The organism is Vulcaniibacterium tengchongense (assembly GCF_003814555.1).
GTDB classification, from domain to species: Bacteria; Pseudomonadota; Gammaproteobacteria; order Xanthomonadales; family Xanthomonadaceae; genus Vulcaniibacterium; species Vulcaniibacterium tengchongense.
This window is the reverse complement of record NZ_RKQN01000003.1, coordinates 446,351-461,686: the sequence shown is the minus strand read 5'-3', so window position 1 is coordinate 461,686 and position 15,336 is coordinate 446,351. Positions and strand designations below refer to the sequence as shown.

Here is a 15,336-nt window from a genome sequence, read left to right as displayed (position 1 = left end):
TGCGCTTGCGACGACAGGCGGAGCGGGCGGCGGCTTGAGCCTCGTCATCGGGAACGGCTCAGGCCGCGGCCGCGGACGGCGCCGATTTCGCTCGGTCCGCGCTCGCCCGCGTCGGTCCGCGCACGGCGCTCTGGGGTTCGGCCGCCATCGAATCGCGCCACAGCTGGATCACCGCGTACGCGCGCCACGGCCGCCAGGCTTCGGCGCGCGCGCCCAGCGCCTTGGCGCTCAGGCGCGAGCCGTCGTTCGGCACCGCGCGCTGCAGCACCAGGTCCTCGGCCGGGAACGCATCGGGATGGCCGAGCGCGCGCATCGCGATGTACTGCGCGGTCCACGGCCCGATGCCGGGCAGCGCGACCCAGCGCGCGGCGAAGTCCTCCAGGGTGCGTTCGGCGCGGAAGTCCACGCGGCCGTCGAGCAGCGCGCGCGCCATCGCGCGGATCGTCCCGGCACGCGCGCGGGTCACGCCGAGCGCGGCCAGGTCGGCGTCCGCCAGCGCTTCCGGCGTCGGAAACAGATGCGTCAGCCCGGACCCGGCCGCGTCCGCCGGCAGCGGTCGCGGCAGCGCCTGGCCGTGGCGCTGCGCCAGGCGCGCGGCCAGGGTGCGCGCCGCGGCCACGCTGACCTGCTGGCCGAGGATCGCGCGCACCGCGATCTCGAACCCGTCCCAGCCGCTGGGCAGGCGCAGGCCTGGGCGCTGGCGCAGCAGCGGCGCCAGGCGCGGGTCGGCCGACAGCGCCTCGGCGATCGCCTGCGGGTCGGCGTCGAGATCGAACATGCGCCGCAGCTTCTGCACGATCTCCAGCAGGCGCGCCGGCGCCGGGCCGTGCAGTTCCAGCTTCAGCGCGTGCTCGCCGCCCGGCCAGGCGCTGACGCGCAGCCAGCCGGGGCGCTCGGCCGGGCCGATCACGCGCGCATAGCTGCGCTCGTCCACGGCCTCGACGCCCGGCAGGGCGCGGCCGCGCAGGAAGGCGAGCATCGCCGCGAAGTCGTACGGGGGCCGATAGCCCAGGCGCAGCACCAGCGCTTCGGACGCGCGCGCGCCGCCGGCGTGTTGCCGGCGCAGGTCGCGCGGCGCCATGCGGTAGGCGTCGCGGAACGCGGCGTTGAAGCGGCGCAGGCTGCCGAAGCCGGCGGCGAGCGCGACCTCGGTGATCGGCAGTGCGGTCTCGGTCAGCAGCTGCTTGGCGAACAACAGCCGGCGCGTGCCGTGCACGCCGACCGGCGGCACGCCGAGGCGTTCGACGAACAGCCGCCGCAACTGGCGCTCGCCGAGGCCGACGCGTTCGGCCAGCACGGCGAGCGGCTGCTCGGCGAGCAGGCCCTCGTCGATCAGCTTGAGCGCGCGCGCGACCGCCGCGTCGCCGCGGCGCCAGCTGCCGTCGTCCGGCGCCAGTTCCGGCCGGCAGCGCAGGCAGGGGCGGAAGCCCGCGGCCTCGGCCGCCGCCGCGTGGCGGTAGTACACGACCTTCTTCGCCGGCGGCGCCGGGCACACCGGCCGGCAGTAGATGCGCGTGCTCGGCACCGCGACGAACAGCAGGCCGTCGAAGCGCGGGTCGCGGCTGAGGCGGGCCTGTTCGCAGATCCGCCAGGCGGGCAGCGCGTCGGAGTGCGGGGGCAGGGCGGCGTTCATGCGGGCAGGCTAGCACCGCCCCGGCGGCGGAACCGGCCGGATTCGGACATGGACATGGGCCCGGCCGCCGATGGCTCGGGGCGCTCGGCGCGCGGCCGCCGCAGTCCCTGTCCCCGCGTCCCGGTCGCGCGCCGGCGGCCGGCCGGGCAATGCCGATGCGGCGACGGTCGGCCGCTGCCTGCGTCGCTTCTCCGCGAAGAAGCGGCGCGCCCGGGAACGGAGAAAGGTCAGTCGAAACCGCGCAGCGCCGGGCGCAGCGGCGCGAGCTCGCCGTCGTTGTCCGCGGGAGGAATGCCGAGCAGGTGCGCCAGCAGCGGATACACGTCGACGTTGTCGAACGCGGGCAGCTCGGTGCCGGCGCGGAACGACGGGCCGCGCGCGATGAACAGCGCGCGCATCGACGGCAGCGCCGGGTCGTAGCCGTGCGAGCCGCGTACCGCGTCCGGCGGGCGCTTCGCGACCGCCTCGCGCGGCAGCGCGTCCCAGCCCTCGCGCATCTGGCACACGATCGGCGGCACGCGCGGATGCCGGCCGTAATGCCAGCGCGCCGGCAGCTCGCCCTTGCGCCAGCATTCGTAACGCCCGTGCGCGCCGAGCAGCTTGCGCTCGGCGGCGGCCTCGCGGCCGGGCCGCGGCGCGATGCCCACCACCTGGCCGATCGAGACCACGCGGGCGTCCTCCGGCGCCACCATGTCCTCGACCGCGACCACGCGCCCCGGCCCCACTTCGGCCATGCCGTGGTCCGAGACCACGACCAGGTCCACGCGGTCGAGCAGCCCGCGCCGCGCCAGCCCCGCGTACAGCCGGCCGATCGCCGCGTCCAGTTCGACCAGCGTCTCCCGCACCTGCGCCGAGTCCGGCCCGTGGTCGTGGCCGGCGTGGTCGAGCTGCTCGAAGTACAGCGTGACCAGGCGCGGCCGCGTCGCCGGCGGCTCGCCCAGCCAGGCCAGCACCTGGTCGACGCGCGCGGCCGGCGCGATGCCGCCGTCGAACGGCCGCCAGCGGCCCGGGCGGCGACCCTGGATCTCGGCTTCGCTGCCGGGCCAGAAGTGGGTCGCGGTGCGCAGCCCGGCCTTTTCCGCGCCGACCCAGATCGGCTCGCCGCCCCACCAGCGGCCGTCGCCGACCGCGGCGGGGTCGGACAGGCGGAAGCGGCCGAGCGCGGCGTCCTCCATGCTGTTGTGGACGATGCCGTGCCGGTCCGGGCGCAGGCCGGTGACGAGGCTGTAGTGGTTGGGGAAGGTCAGCGACGGATACGACGGATTCATCCACTGCGCGCGCACGCCTTCGCGGGCGATGCGCGCCAGGTTCGGGGTCAGGCCGAGGTCGAGATAATCCGCGCGGAAGCCGTCGAGCGACACCAGCAGCACGCTGCGCGCGGCGTTGGTCGTTTCGGAGGCGGGCGCCGTGCCGGCCGCCGGTCGCGGCGGCGAGGTGCTGCAGGCGCAAACGGACAGGGCGAGGCAGGCGGCCGCGGCCGCGATACGGAACGAAGGCATCCGCCGAGAATAACAAGGCGAAGATTGCGGCATGACTTCCGTCGCTGGCGCGAACGCGGGCATTTGCCGACATTGGCGCCACGCCTTTCCGGAGCCCGTCGCGATGCCACGTGCCGCCGTCCCCGTGCTGGCCTTCGGGCTTGCCGCCGCGTTCCCGTCCGCCGCCGTGCCGCACGAACCGGCGTCGCCGCATTCCGCCGCCGAATGCCAGGTATGGGCGCGCGAGCTGAGCTTCGCCCGCTCGGTGGCCGAGCACGACGCCGCCGCGTTCGCCGCGCACCTGGAGAGGCACGCGGCGTTCGGCGCCGGCCGCGCCGAGCCGTTGCGCGGCCGCGAGGCGATCGCCGCGCGCTGGGCCGGCATCGTCGCCGGCGAGCGCGTGCGCCTGGCCTGGTATCCCACCCGGGTCACCATCAGCGCCGCCGCGCCCGACATCGCCTGGTCCAGCGGCCCCTCGCTGTTCGAGGACCTCGATCCCGGGGCCAGGCACCGCTACCGCCTCGGCGCCTTCCACTCGGTCTGGCACCGCGGCGCGGACGGCGTCTGGCGGGTGATGTTCGACGACGGCGTCGACCCGAAGCCGGTCGGCGAGGCCGAAGCCGTCGCGTTCCGGGCCGGCCGCCGCGAGGCCTGCCCGCAAGGCTGACACGGGCCTAAACGCCGGGCGCGGCGAGCGCCGCCGGCGCTGCGGCGCAGGCGTATGGTGACGTTGCGGGGGCGCCTTCGCGCCCCCAGATCGCCCTAACCCAGGGAGACCGACACCATGCGCCGCCTTCTTCTCGCCATCGCCCTGACCGCTGCGTCCGGCCTGGCCGCATTCGCCGTCTCCGCGCAAAGCGCGCCCGCCGCCGATCCGCAGGCGAAGCCCGCCGAGGCCTCCGCCGACGGCCAGACGCCGCGCCCGATCTCCGACCGCCACTGCCTGCGCCATACCGGCTCGCTGATCCGCGCCGACCGCGCCGGCAAGCGCGGCTGCAACCCGGTCGCGGGCCGCGCCTACGACCGCGACGACATCGACCGCACCGGTGCGATCGACCTGGCCGATGCGCTGCGCCGGCTCGACCCGGCGGTGCACTGACGACCGGCCGTCTCCGCCGCATCGCGGGCACGGCGCCCACGCCATGAACCGTTCCGCCTCGTTCGTCCTGTTGAGCCTGGCCTTGGCGGCCGCGCCGGCCGCCGCGCAGGGCACGCGCCCGCCGACCCTGGGCAATCCGTCGCCGGTGCCGACGCTGTCGCCGCCGCCGAGCAGCGGCGTCGTCACCCGCGACCCGACCGGGCGCAGTCCAAACCAGCTCGGCCGCCAGCTCGAATCGGCCAGCCGCCGCGTGCAGGCCGACGGCATCGGCAACCAGATCCGCCAGCGCGAGGCGCAGATCCAGGCCGACAGCCTGCGCATCGAGCAGCAGCGCGCCGTGCGCGATCCGGCCGAATCCGAACTGCTGCGGGTGCAGGACCAGCAGCGGCGCCAGGACTACCAGCGCTGGCGCGACCAGAAGCAACGCGAGCGCCAGCGCCTCGAGTCCGAGCCGCCGCCGGCGGCCGACGAACGCTAGCGCCTCAGCATCCTTCCGCTGCGCCGGCCGCGTAGCGCAGCCCGCGCGCCAGGTGCCGGCGGAACACCGGATCCGCGTATACCGCCTCGTCGTGGCCCAGCCCGGTGTACCAGGCGTGGCCGCCGCCGTAGGCGTGGCACCAGGCGATCGGATGGTCCGGCCCCATGCCGCCCCGGGTGTGGTCGCGCGTGTCGAGCGTGGCGATCACCCGCACCTGTCCGCGCGGGTTGCGGCGGAAGTCGTAGAGCTCGTCGGTGACCCGCCACGCCTCGCCGTCGGTGAGCACGCCGGGCGTCTCGAAACGCACGCGCGCGGTCTGCAGCCCCGGCGGGTGGCGGCGGAAATAGGCGCCGACCAGCCCGCCGTACCACGGCCAGCCGTACTCGGTGTCCGCGGCCGAATGGATGCCGACGAAGCCGCCGCCGCCGCGCACGAAGCCCTCCATCGCCGCCTGCTGGGCGTCGTCGAGCACGTCGCCGGTGGTGCTGGCGAACACCACCACGCGGTAGCGCGCCAGGTTCGCCGGCGCGAACGCCCCGGGGTCCTCGCTGTGGTCGACCCGCAGGCCGAGCTCGTCGCCGAGCCGGCGCAGCGTGTCCACCGCGGCGGGAATCGAATCGTGGCGCCAGCCCTCGGTGCGGGTGAACACCAGCACGCGGTCCGCGGCGGCGGCCTCGGGCACGCCGGCGCACAGCGCCAGCGACAGCAGCAGGGCGGGGATACGGCGGCGCATCGACGTCTCCGGTCGCGACGGTGGGTCGCAGCGTAGCGCCCCCGGCGGCGGCAAGCGAAGCGGCGCGCAGGAGAAGACAAGCCGCAGCGCAGCGGGCCCGCGCGCGGCCCTGCGATAATGCGGCCAACGCCTCACGAGAACCCGCCGACATGACCGATCCGCGTCGCGATCCCTCACGCGTCGTCCGCGCCCCGCGCGGCGCCGAGAAGACCTGCAAGTCCTGGCTCACCGAAGCCGCGTACCGGATGATCCAGAACAACCTCGATCCGGAGGTCGCGGAGAACCCGGCCGAGCTGGTGGTCTACGGCGGCATCGGCCGCGCCGCGCGCGACTGGGCCTGCTTCGACGCCATCCTGAAGTCGCTGCGCGAGCTCGACGACGACGAGACCCTGCTGATCCAGTCCGGCAAGCCGGTCGGCATCTTCCCCACGCACCCGGACGCCCCGCGCGTGCTGCTCGCCAACTCCAACCTGGTGCCGCACTGGGCCACCTGGGAGCATTTCAACGAGCTCGACCGCAAGGGCCTGATGATGTACGGGCAGATGACCGCGGGCAGCTGGATCTACATCGGCAGCCAGGGCATCGTGCAAGGCACCTACGAGACCTTCGTCGAGATGGGCCGCCAGCACTACGGCGGCGACCTCACCGGCAAGTGGATCCTCACCGCGGGCCTCGGCGGCATGGGCGGCGCGCAGCCGCTGGCCGCGTCGCTCGCCGGCGCGTGCAGCCTGACCATCGAATGCCAGCAGAGCCGCATCGATTTCCGCCTGCGCACGCGCTACGTCGACGAGCAGGCCGCCGACCTCGACGACGCGCTCGCGCGCGTCGCCAAATACACCAAGGCGGGGCAGGCCAGGTCGATCGCGCTGCTGGGCAACGCGGCCGAGATCCTGCCCGAGCTGGTGCGCCGCGGCGTGCGCCCGGATGCGGTCACCGACCAGACCAGCGCGCACGATCCCGTGCACGGCTATCTGCCGGCCGGCTGGACGGTGGAGCAGTGGCTCGCCGAGCAGAAGGCGAACCCCGAGCGCGTGCGCGATGCCGCCAAGAAGTCGATGCGCGTGCACGTCGAGGCCATGCTCGCGTTCAAGGCGATGGGCGTGCCGGTGTTCGACTACGGCAACAACATCCGCCAGATGGCGTACGACGAAGGCTGCACCGACGCGTTCGACTTCCCCGGCTTCGTGCCCGCGTACGTGCGCCCGCTGTTCTGCCGCGGCGTCGGCCCGTTCCGCTGGGTCGCGCTGTCCGGCGATCCGGAGGACATCTACAAGACCGACGCCAAGGTGAAGGCGCTGATCCCCGACGATCCCCACCTGCACCGCTGGCTCGACATGGCGCGCGAGCGCATCGCGTTCCAGGGCCTGCCCGCGCGCATCTGCTGGGTCGGCCTCGGCCAGCGCCACAAGCTCGCGCTCGCCTTCAACGAGATGGTGCGCAACGGCGAACTGAAGGCGCCCATCGTGATCGGCCGCGACCACCTCGATTCCGGCAGCGTCGCCTCGCCCAACCGCGAGACCGAAGCGATGAAAGACGGCAGCGATGCCGTCAGCGACTGGCCGCTGCTCAACGCCATGCTCAACGTCGCCGGCGGCGCCACCTGGGTGTCGCTGCACCACGGCGGCGGCGTCGGCATGGGCTATTCGCAACACGCCGGCGTCGTGATCGTCTGCGACGGCAGCGAAGCCGCCGACCGCCGCCTCGCCCGCGTGCTGTGGAACGACCCCGGCACCGGGGTGATGCGGCATGCGGATGCCGGCTACGAGATCGCCAAGCAGTGCGCGAGGGAGCAGGGGTTGAAGCTGCCGATGGCGTGAATCCGGGCGCGGCAAACGATCAACCTCGACGGCCAGCCAGCGGCCTGGGTGCGCTTCGCTCACAAGTCCGCAATCGGGGCTTTCGGCCGCTGGAGGGCGGCACTGGCCAGGCGTTTTCAACGATGGTCAGCCCGAGAGCACCCCGGCCTTCCGAATGCGGACGGGTTCAATCTGATCTTGGCTAGCGATTCGCGGAAAAAACGCGTCCCTGGGCTCGTGGAAGTCGAGTTCAGGCCGATACAGGGATCTTTGGTCATCGGCATTCACAAGCCCGACGAGGCCTTTGGATCATGGGCGACCAATGTATGCCGCGACGTCTTGATCAAGGCGATTGAGTCAGAGCAATTTTCGTTTGCCTATGCTGACGTGCGCGACGGACTCAAGTCCAATTCCGACCTTTCAACCTATCGAGCCGACTGGGCTGCGTTCCCGCATAGGAAGTGCAGCGGACGGATGGGGTTCGTGCCGAAGCCGCTCACGCCTGAGCAGCTGCCGGATGCTGCCGAGTTGCTGCCGATCCAAATAAAGGAACGGTCGTCGTCGCCGTCGATGAGGCATTCGACCTGAACAACAAGGCGCACATCAAACAGGCCAACATCGTCGAGATGAGACTGGCCGACCTGGACTTGCTCCCGGTGGTCGGTCCGGGCCTGTAGCGGCGTTCGCCGGAGGGATTGCAAGAAGCTGGCGTGCGAGCGGGGGACGGCCGGTTTGAACGGCAGATGCCTCGCATCTACGGTTCAAACCGGTCGACGCCCGCACGAGTCACCCCCGCCGCGCGGCTTCGATGGCGGCGATGTCGATCTTGACCATCCGCATCATCGCCTCGAACGCGCGGCTGGCGGCGGCGCGGTCGGGGTCGGCGATGGCGGCGGCGCGGTCGGGGTCGGCGATGGCGGCGGTGAGGGCGCGGGGGGTGATCTGCCAGGACAGGCCCCACTTGTCCTTGCACCAGCCGCAGGCGACTTCCTGGCCGCCGTTGCCGACGATGGCGTTCCACAGGCGGTCGGTCTCGGCCTGGTCGTCGGTGGCCACCTGGAACGAGAACGCGTTGGTGTGGGGAACGCCCGGCCCGCCGTTGAGGCCGAGGCAGGGAATGCCCATCACCGTGAACTCGACGGTGAGCACGTCGCCTTCCTTGCCCGCGGGGTAGTCGCCGGGCGCGCGGTGCACGGCGCCGACGGCGCTGTCCGGGAAGGTCTGCGCGTAGAAGGTGGCGGCTTCGAGGGCGGTGCCGTCGAACCAGAGGCAGATCGTGTTCTTGGCGGTCATGGTCGTCTCCATCGTGGGCGCGGCGCCCGCGTTCTCTCATGCGACGTAAGGGCGGAAAGGAAATCGACGTCGCGGCCGCCGAGCGGCGCGCGGGTGCGCGGTCCCGGGCAGGCCCGCGCATGCCTTTCCGCGCCGCGGCCACCGTACCGCGGCCGTCCCCCGGCCCGCCACGGCCGCGGCGCGGGGCAGGGCACGGCAGCGGCCATTCGCCGGCGGGGACTCCCCGGCGGCCTATACTCGGTCGCGCGCCGGCTTTCGTTTCGCGGCGCCCGGGCCCTCCAGGGACAGCCTCATGACCGACCGCGCCTCGCCCAACCTGCCGTCCCGAGACTTCGATGGGACCGCGCGCTTCTACGGGGCGCTCGGCTTCGTGCCGGCCTATCGCGACGAGGGCTGGATGATCCTGGAGCGCGGCGCGCTGGTGCTCGAGTTCTTCCCGCACCCGGAACTGGACCCGGCGGCCAGCTGGTTCAGCTGCTGCCTGCGCCTGGACGACGTCGACGCCTTCCACGCCGCCTGCCGTGCCGCCGGCGTGCCCGAGCAGGCCCACGGCTTCCCGCGCCTGCATGCGCCGCGGCCGCAGCCCTGGGGCGGGCGCATGGGGGCGCTGCTCGACCCGGACGGCACCCTGCTGCGCTTCATCCAGAACTGAGGCCGTCGCGCTACGCGGCGGGCGGCCCGAACCAGGTGGCCAGCGCGTCGGCCAGCCCGCGGTCCGTGCCGTCGCCGACCCAGGCCACGTGGCCGTCCGGGCGCACCAGCACGGCGGCGGGCGCGGCGACCGGGCCGATCGCCGGCAGCTCCCATGGCCCCGCGGCCGTGGCCCCGACCCGGCGCACGCGATCCGCCCACGGCGCGATGTCGAGCCCGCCGGATGCGCCGAAGTCGAGCAGCACCGGCCGCGCGGCATGCAACAGCGTGTAGACGCGCCGCGGGCCGTCCGCGGTGGCGAGGTCGAGATCGGGCATGCGGCGGCCGAGCAGCGGATGGCCTTCGCCGAGGTCGTAGCGGATGTCCAGCCCGGACATCATCGCGCCGTAGTGCTTGCGCGGCTCCTCCAGCGCCAGCAGTTCCGACACGACGCCGCGCAGGGCTTCGCTGCGTTCGTCCGCGCGCAGCAGCGCGGCCTGCGCCAGGGCGTTGCGCAGCACCCGCGCCGCCACCGGGTGGCGCTCGGCGTGGTAGGTGTCCAGCAGGCGTTCGGGCGAGATGCGCTTGACCACCTGGGCCAGCTTCCAGCCCAGGTTCACCGCGTCCTGCACGCCGGTGTTGAGGCCTTGCCCGCCCACCGGCGAATGCACGTGCGCGGCATCGCCGGCCAGCAGCACGCGGCCCTTGCGGTACGTCGCGGCCTGCCGCGCCATGTCGGTGAAGCGGGAGATCGACGCCGCACTGCGCAGGCCGTAGTCGGTGCCGCACGAGGCGAGGAGCGCGGCGCGCAGGTCCTCGAGCGTGGGTTCGCCGCGGCCGACGCGCGGTTCGGGCACGGTCGCCCGGATCGCGCCGCCGTCCTTGTAGCGGATCTCGCCGCCGCGGATCTCGTATTCGAGCTTGCCGAAGGCGTAGGTGCCGAGCGGGCCGCGGTGCACGCCCAGCGGCGGCGGTTCGCTCGTCTCCACTTGCGCGATCAGGTGGCTGGTGGCCGCATCCCAGCCGGGGAACTCGATGCCGGCGCGCTTGCGGACCGTGCTGCGCCCGCCGTCGCAGCCGACCAGGTAGTCGGCGCGCAGCGTGGCGCCGCCGGACAGCGCGACGTCCACGCCCGCCGCGTCCTGCGCGAAGCCCACCACCTCGCGGCCGCGATGGACCGGCACCGCCAGCTCGTCGACCCAGGCGGCGAGCAGGCGCTCGATGTGCTGCTGCCACAAGGCCAGGCCGTAGGGGTGGCGGGTGGGGAAGTCGCCGATGTCGAGCCGGATCGAGGCGAAACCGGCGACCTGCGCGACCTGTCCCTCGGCGAGGAAGCGCTCGACGATGCCGCGCTGGTCGAGCACCTCGAGCGTGCGCGCGTGCAGGCCGCCGGCGCGCGCGCCGTCGAGCGCCCGGTCCGCGCGCCGCTCGACCACGGCGACGTCGATGCCCGCCAACGCCAGCTCGCCCGCGAGCATCAATCCCGTCGGGCCCGCGCCCACGATCGCCACCGAATGCGAGTTCCGCCTTGCGCCGTTCATGCGTCTTTCGCCTGTGCAGGAAACAGGCCGGCGACTCTGCGCCACGGCACGGGCCTTGCCGCAAGCCCCGGGGCGCGCTCTAATGTGACAGTGGGGAGCGGCGCGACGCCGCGGATGCGAGCGTCGTTGCGAACGACGCGTCGCCCGGCCCGGGCGAAGCCGCAGGCCGGGGCGCCCCGAAGCCCTTCGGTCCGACACGCACGCGCCGCCCGGCGGTTCCATCGCCGGCTGCGCGCCACGCTCGCGTCACTGGTCCGGAATGTTCGGCTCGACCAGCTTGCCGAGCAGGATCAGCGACTCCTGCCAGCCCAGATAGCACGCCTCGACCGGGATCGCCTCGGGCAGGTTCTCCTGGACGATGTGCAGCTCGGTGCCGCAGAACACCTCGCGCAGGCTGACCGTGGTGGTGATCTCGCCGGGCAGGTTCGGGTCGTCGAAGCGGTCGGTGTAGACGATGCGCGCGTTCGGCACGAGCTCCAGGTAGGTGCCGCCGAAACCGTGGCCGTTCTGCGTGGAGAAGTTGGCGAAGCTCATCCGGCGGCGGCCGCCGACCCGCGCGTCCATCTCATGCACGGTGCAGGTGAAGCCGTCGGGCGGCAGCCATTTGGCGAGCGCGGCCGGGTCGAGGAAGGCGCGGTAGACCTTCTCGGCCGGCGCGCCCAGCACGCGGTGGAGGCGGACGGTAGGGGCGGTTGCGGTGGTGGCGCTCATGGCGGTTCCCGTGGGTCGAGGCGAAGTCCTCGTCTCTGCGACGAAGCGGCCGGGCGGGAATCGACACGGCCCCGGCGAGGCATCGCCGGGCGCTCCCCGGCGCGCCGCGCGGCCGCTGATCAGAGGTAGCCCGTCACCCGCGGCGCATGGCCCCAATCGTCGCGCGCGCCGTCCTCGTAGCGGATCGGCGCCGCCGCCAGTTCGTCCTCGCTCACCTCGTCCAGGCAGGCGACGTTGACGCAGTAAAAGTCGCCGCCCATCGCCGGCTCGCTGGCGCCGACGAAGGGGTAGACGCCGCAGGTCCTGCAGAAGGCGTGGTCGATGGCGCCTTCGCCGAAGCGGTAGTGGCTGAGGTGGTCGGCGCCCTGCAGCAGGCGGAACGCCTCCGCCGGCACGTGGCTCTTCCAGTGCGGGTCTTGCGGCAGAACGAGCAGTTGCAGCGCAGGGTCGAGGCGTACCACTCGCCCGGGCGGAGCCGCGGCGAGCGCTGGCCGTCGGGCGCGAGGCCGATGTCGCAGGCGAACCGCACCGCAGTGGCAGCTTCCGTGTCGGGTCTGAATCATCGCAGGGCTCCCGCGGGGACGGCCGCGCAGGGTAGCGCGGACGCGCGCCGCATCGGTCACGGCATTCCGGCGTTCCGTCCCGCGCGTGCCGCGGAACCGCAGGCGCCGGATCGCCGCGGGGCTCGACGCGGCGGCACGCGATCTCCGGCGCGCGGGTAAACTGCGCGGGTCGTGCGATCGGCCGGCGCGTGCCGCGGAAGCCCGTTGCCGGCCGGGATCGAGCGGCGACGCCGGCCGGCCGCCCCGCGGCGCGGCACCGGGCCGCGGACGGGTGGCATGCGGGCCGGCCGCGAAAGCGCGACGAGGCGATGGCGGGTGGAAGGGCGGCGCGGCCGCGGGATTCCGCGCCGGCGATGTCGATTCCGGCCCGCTCCGTTCGTCCTTGGAGACAGGCGGCGCGTTCCGCGCCGCACCGACGTTCACGCGACAAAGGATCCTGCACGCATGAGTACCGAACCCCGAACCGCCGTCCAGGCCGAAGCCGGCACCCCGCCGGCGCCTTCCGGCTCGCTCTGGACGGAGCTGCGCAACGCGATCCGCGGCACCGGCGCCGACTACACCAGGATCCCGCTGCGGCGCGCGGTGTTCCTGCTCGCGGTGCCGATGGTGCTGGAGCTGGTGCTGGAGTCGACGTTCGCGATCGTGGACATCTACTTCGTCGGCAAGCTCGGCGCGTCCGCGGTGGCGACGGTCGGCCTGACCGAGACCTTCCTGTACCTGCTGTACTCGGTGGCGATGGGCTTCGCGATGGCGGTGACCGCGGTGGTGGCGCGGCGCATCGGCGAGCACCAGCGCGAGGAGGCCGCGATCAGCGCGGTGCAGGCGATCTTCCTGGCGCTGCTGGCGTCGGTGCCGTTCGCGGTGGCCGGCATCGTCTGGGCGCAGGACCTGCTGCGGCTGATGGGCGGCGACGCCTGGGTGGTCGAGCACGGCTACCGCTACATGCAGTGGATGCTCGGCAGCAACGCGGTGATCATGCTGCTGTTCGTGATCAACGCGATCTTCCGCGGCGCCGGCGATGCGGCGATCGCGATGCGCGTGCTGTTCGTGGCCAACGGCCTGAACATCGTGCTCGACCCGATCCTGATCTTCGGCTTCGGCCCGATCCCGGCGATGGGCGTGGAGGGCGCGGCGATCGCCACCGTGATCGGCCGCAGCGTCGGCGTGCTGATGCAGCTGTGGGTGCTGTTCCGCGGCAGCCAGCACCTGCGCGTGAGCCGGGCGCAGATCGCCTGGCACGGGGCGATCCTGCTCAACATCCTGCGCACCTCGCTCGGCGGCATCGGCCAGACCCTGGTCGCCACCACGTCGTGGATCTTCCTGATGCGCATCCTCGCGGCGATCGGCAGCGAGGCGGTGGCGGGCGCAACGATCACGATCCGGATCATGATGTTCACGCTGATGCCGGCCTGGGGCATGTCCAACGCCGCGGCCACCCTGGTCGGGCAGAACCTCGGCGCCGGCGAGCCGGGCCGCGCCGAGGCGTCGGTGTGGCGGATCGGCTGGTACAACATGGTCTTCACCGTGGCGGTGTCGCTGGCGTTCTTCTTCTTCAGCCGGCCGCTGATCGGGCTGTTCTCGCAGGACCCGCAGGTGGTCGCGGTCGGCGCCGAATGGCTGCGCATCCTGTCGTATTCGTACTTCGTCTACGGCTGGTGGATGGTGGCGGTGCAGGCGTTCAACGGCGCCGGCGACACGGTCACGCCGACCAAGATCAACCTGGTGTTCTTCTGGCTGATCCAGATCCCGCTGTCGTACGCGCTGGCGACGCTGCTGGGCTGGCAGCACTCGGGCGTGTTCTGGGGCGTGTTCGTCTCCGAGACCTCGGTGGGCCTGTTCACCCTGTGGCTGTTCACCCGCGGCAAGTGGAAGACGGCGAAGGTGTGAGGCGCGGCGGCGGGCGAGGCCGCCCTTCGGTTTGACGCCGCACGGCGGGCTTCGCCCGCCGTTCGCTTTTCCGCGGGCGCATCGCTGCGTTGCGGCGGCGCGACGTCCGCGGCGGATACATGTGCTATCGTAAGTCACATGAAGAAGGACAGCCGCCTTTCGTCCATGCTGCACGTGCTGCTGCACATCGCCCAGAGCGAGCGGCCGCTGACGTCCGCGGAGCTGGCCGCCTATCTGCAGACCGACCCGGCCGTGGTGCGGCGCACGCTGTCCGGCCTGCGCGAGCTCGGCTACGTCAGCTCGGCCAAGGGCCACGGCGGCGGCTGGACGCTCACCTGCGACCTGGCCCGGGTCACCCTGCGCGACGTCTACGAGGCGGTCGGCGCGCCGGAGGTGTTCGCGCTGGGGCATCGCAGCGAGGCGCCGCGCTGCCTGGTCGAGCAGGCCGTGAATGCCACGCTCGACGACGCTTTCCGCGAGGCCGAGGCCCTGCTCGTCCGGCGCCTGGGCGAAGTCACCCTCGCCGATCTCGCCGCCGATTTCGGCCGGCGCCTCGCCGCCCGCGGCCACCGGAGGATCCGCCATGCCCACTGATGCGAACCCCGCCTTCGACGTCGCCGTGATCGGCGGCAGCTACGCCGGCCTGTCCGCCGCCTTGCAGCTCGCCCGCGCGCGCCGGCGCGTGGCGGTGGTCGACGCCGGATCGCCGCGCAACCGGTTCGCCGCGGCCTCGCACGGCTTCCTGACGCAGGACGGCCGGCCGCCGGGCGAGATCGCCGCCGAGGCGAAGCGGCAGCTGCTGGCCTATCCGACGGTGCATTGGCGGCACGGCACCGCGACCCGGGCCGCCGGCGCCGCGGACGATTTCGTCGCCACGCTGGACGGCGGCGAGCGCATCCGCGCGCGGCGCCTGGTGCTCGCCTTCGGCATCGTCGACGAATTGCCGCCGATCGAAGGCCTGCGCGAGCGCTGGGGGCGCAGCGTGTTCCACTGCCCGTATTGCCATGGCTACGAGCTGTGCCGCGGGCGCATCGGCGTGATCGCGACCGGCGCGATGTCGCTGCACCAGGCGTTGATGCTGCCCGAGTGGGGCGAGGTCACGCTGTTCCTCGACGGCGCCTTCGAGCCCGACGCCGGGCAGCGCGCGGCGTTGTCCACGCGGGGCGTGGGCGTGGAATCCGCGCGCGTGGCGCGGGTCGCCGGTACGGCCACCGTCGAACTCGCCGACGGCCGCCGCCTGGCGTTCGACGGCCTGTTCGTCGCGCCGCGGATGCGCCCGGCCAGTGCCATCGCCGGGCAGCTCGGCTGCGCCCTCGAGGAGGGGCCGCTCGGCCCCTGCATTCGCGTCGATGCGGTCAAGGCGACCAGCGTGCCGGGCGTGTTCGCCTGCGGCGACGCGGCGCGCATGGCCGGCAGCGTCGCGCTGGCGGTGGGCGACGGCGCGCTGGCGGGGGTCGCCGCGCACCGTTCGCTGCTCTTCCCCTGACGCCTGGC

Annotated in this window: 16 protein-coding genes; 9 read left to right on the top strand and 7 right to left on the bottom strand. The window is 73.3% G+C overall.

Going from position 1 to position 15,336, the window contains the following annotated elements:
- Nucleotides 1-58: 58 nt before the first annotated feature.
- Together EDC50_RS12580 and EDC50_RS12575 are read right to left on the bottom strand one after the other, a co-directional pair.
- A complete protein-coding gene (locus EDC50_RS12580) occupies nucleotides 59-1,633 on the bottom strand; it encodes a DNA-3-methyladenine glycosylase 2 family protein (RefSeq protein WP_123770821.1) in 1,575 nt (524 codons plus the stop codon).
- A 227-nt stretch (nucleotides 1,634-1,860) separates the two neighbouring features.
- The gene (locus EDC50_RS12575) at nucleotides 1,861-3,132 is read right to left on the bottom strand and encodes an alkaline phosphatase family protein (RefSeq protein WP_123770820.1); all 1,272 of its coding nucleotides are present in this window, start codon (nucleotides 3,130-3,132) and stop codon (nucleotides 1,861-1,863) included.
- A 103-nt stretch (nucleotides 3,133-3,235) separates the two neighbouring features.
- Between EDC50_RS12575 and EDC50_RS12570 the strand changes: the two genes are divergently transcribed.
- The 3 genes from EDC50_RS12570 (at nucleotide 3,236) to EDC50_RS12560 (ending at nucleotide 4,688) form a co-directional block, all read left to right on the top strand.
- Nucleotides 3,236-3,778 (top strand): YybH family protein, encoded by a 543-nt coding sequence (locus tag EDC50_RS12570; RefSeq protein ID WP_242002965.1) that lies wholly within the window; start codon nucleotides 3,236-3,238, stop codon nucleotides 3,776-3,778.
- Nucleotides 3,779-3,895: 117 nt separating this feature from the next.
- Nucleotides 3,896-4,210: a hypothetical protein gene (locus EDC50_RS12565; protein ID WP_123770819.1), complete on the top strand. Its 315-nt coding sequence runs from the start codon at nucleotides 3,896-3,898 to the stop codon at nucleotides 4,208-4,210.
- 43 nt (nucleotides 4,211-4,253) lie between these two features.
- Nucleotides 4,254-4,688: a hypothetical protein gene (locus EDC50_RS12560; RefSeq protein WP_123770818.1), complete on the top strand. Its 435-nt coding sequence runs from the start codon at nucleotides 4,254-4,256 to the stop codon at nucleotides 4,686-4,688.
- Nucleotides 4,689-4,692: 4 nt separating this feature from the next.
- Here EDC50_RS12560 and EDC50_RS12555 read toward each other — a convergent pair whose 3' ends face one another.
- Nucleotides 4,693-5,421 (bottom strand): ThuA domain-containing protein, encoded by a 729-nt coding sequence (locus tag EDC50_RS12555; protein WP_123770817.1) that lies wholly within the window; start codon nucleotides 5,419-5,421, stop codon nucleotides 4,693-4,695.
- Between the two features lie 149 nt (nucleotides 5,422-5,570).
- Between EDC50_RS12555 and hutU the strand changes: the two genes are divergently transcribed.
- Entirely contained in the window at nucleotides 5,571-7,238 is a 1,668-nt protein-coding gene (gene hutU / locus EDC50_RS12550) for a urocanate hydratase (protein ID WP_123770816.1), read from the top strand.
- A gap of 216 nt (nucleotides 7,239-7,454) precedes the next feature.
- The gene (locus tag EDC50_RS12545) at nucleotides 7,455-7,805 is read left to right on the top strand and encodes a hypothetical protein (RefSeq protein ID WP_158635665.1); all 351 of its coding nucleotides are present in this window, start codon (nucleotides 7,455-7,457) and stop codon (nucleotides 7,803-7,805) included.
- A 198-nt stretch (nucleotides 7,806-8,003) separates the two neighbouring features.
- On the opposite strand, the gene EDC50_RS12535 is transcribed toward EDC50_RS12545, so the two are convergent.
- On the bottom strand, nucleotides 8,004-8,510 hold the full coding sequence (locus EDC50_RS12535; RefSeq protein ID WP_123770814.1) for a VOC family protein: 507 nt from the start codon (nucleotides 8,508-8,510) through the stop codon (nucleotides 8,004-8,006).
- A 292-nt stretch (nucleotides 8,511-8,802) separates the two neighbouring features.
- Between EDC50_RS12535 and EDC50_RS12530 the strand changes: the two genes are divergently transcribed.
- Nucleotides 8,803-9,162: a bleomycin resistance protein gene (locus tag EDC50_RS12530; RefSeq protein WP_123770813.1), complete on the top strand. Its 360-nt coding sequence runs from the start codon at nucleotides 8,803-8,805 to the stop codon at nucleotides 9,160-9,162.
- 10 nt (nucleotides 9,163-9,172) lie between these two features.
- On the opposite strand, the gene EDC50_RS12525 is transcribed toward EDC50_RS12530, so the two are convergent.
- From EDC50_RS12525 to EDC50_RS12515, 3 genes are all read right to left on the bottom strand, one after another.
- On the bottom strand, nucleotides 9,173-10,681 hold the full coding sequence (locus tag EDC50_RS12525) for an FAD-dependent monooxygenase (RefSeq protein ID WP_123770812.1): 1,509 nt from the start codon (nucleotides 10,679-10,681) through the stop codon (nucleotides 9,173-9,175).
- A gap of 246 nt (nucleotides 10,682-10,927) precedes the next feature.
- A complete protein-coding gene (locus EDC50_RS12520) occupies nucleotides 10,928-11,392 on the bottom strand; it encodes an SRPBCC family protein (RefSeq protein WP_123770811.1) in 465 nt (154 codons plus the stop codon).
- Nucleotides 11,393-11,511: 119 nt separating this feature from the next.
- Entirely contained in the window at nucleotides 11,512-11,853 is a 342-nt protein-coding gene (locus tag EDC50_RS12515; RefSeq protein WP_242002967.1) for a GFA family protein, read from the bottom strand.
- A gap of 546 nt (nucleotides 11,854-12,399) precedes the next feature.
- Here EDC50_RS12515 and EDC50_RS12510 point away from each other — a divergent pair.
- From EDC50_RS12510 to EDC50_RS12500, 3 genes are all read left to right on the top strand, one after another.
- The gene (locus EDC50_RS12510; protein WP_123770810.1) at nucleotides 12,400-13,842 is read left to right on the top strand and encodes an MATE family efflux transporter; all 1,443 of its coding nucleotides are present in this window, start codon (nucleotides 12,400-12,402) and stop codon (nucleotides 13,840-13,842) included.
- Between the two features lie 138 nt (nucleotides 13,843-13,980).
- Nucleotides 13,981-14,436, top strand: coding sequence for an Rrf2 family transcriptional regulator (locus EDC50_RS12505; RefSeq protein WP_123770809.1), 456 nt, complete (start codon nucleotides 13,981-13,983; stop codon nucleotides 14,434-14,436).
- On the top strand, nucleotides 14,426-15,328 hold the full coding sequence (locus EDC50_RS12500; protein WP_123770808.1) for an NAD(P)/FAD-dependent oxidoreductase: 903 nt from the start codon (nucleotides 14,426-14,428) through the stop codon (nucleotides 15,326-15,328). The genes EDC50_RS12505 and EDC50_RS12500 overlap by 11 nt, the downstream gene beginning before the upstream one ends.
- Nucleotides 15,329-15,336 lie beyond the last annotated feature (8 nt).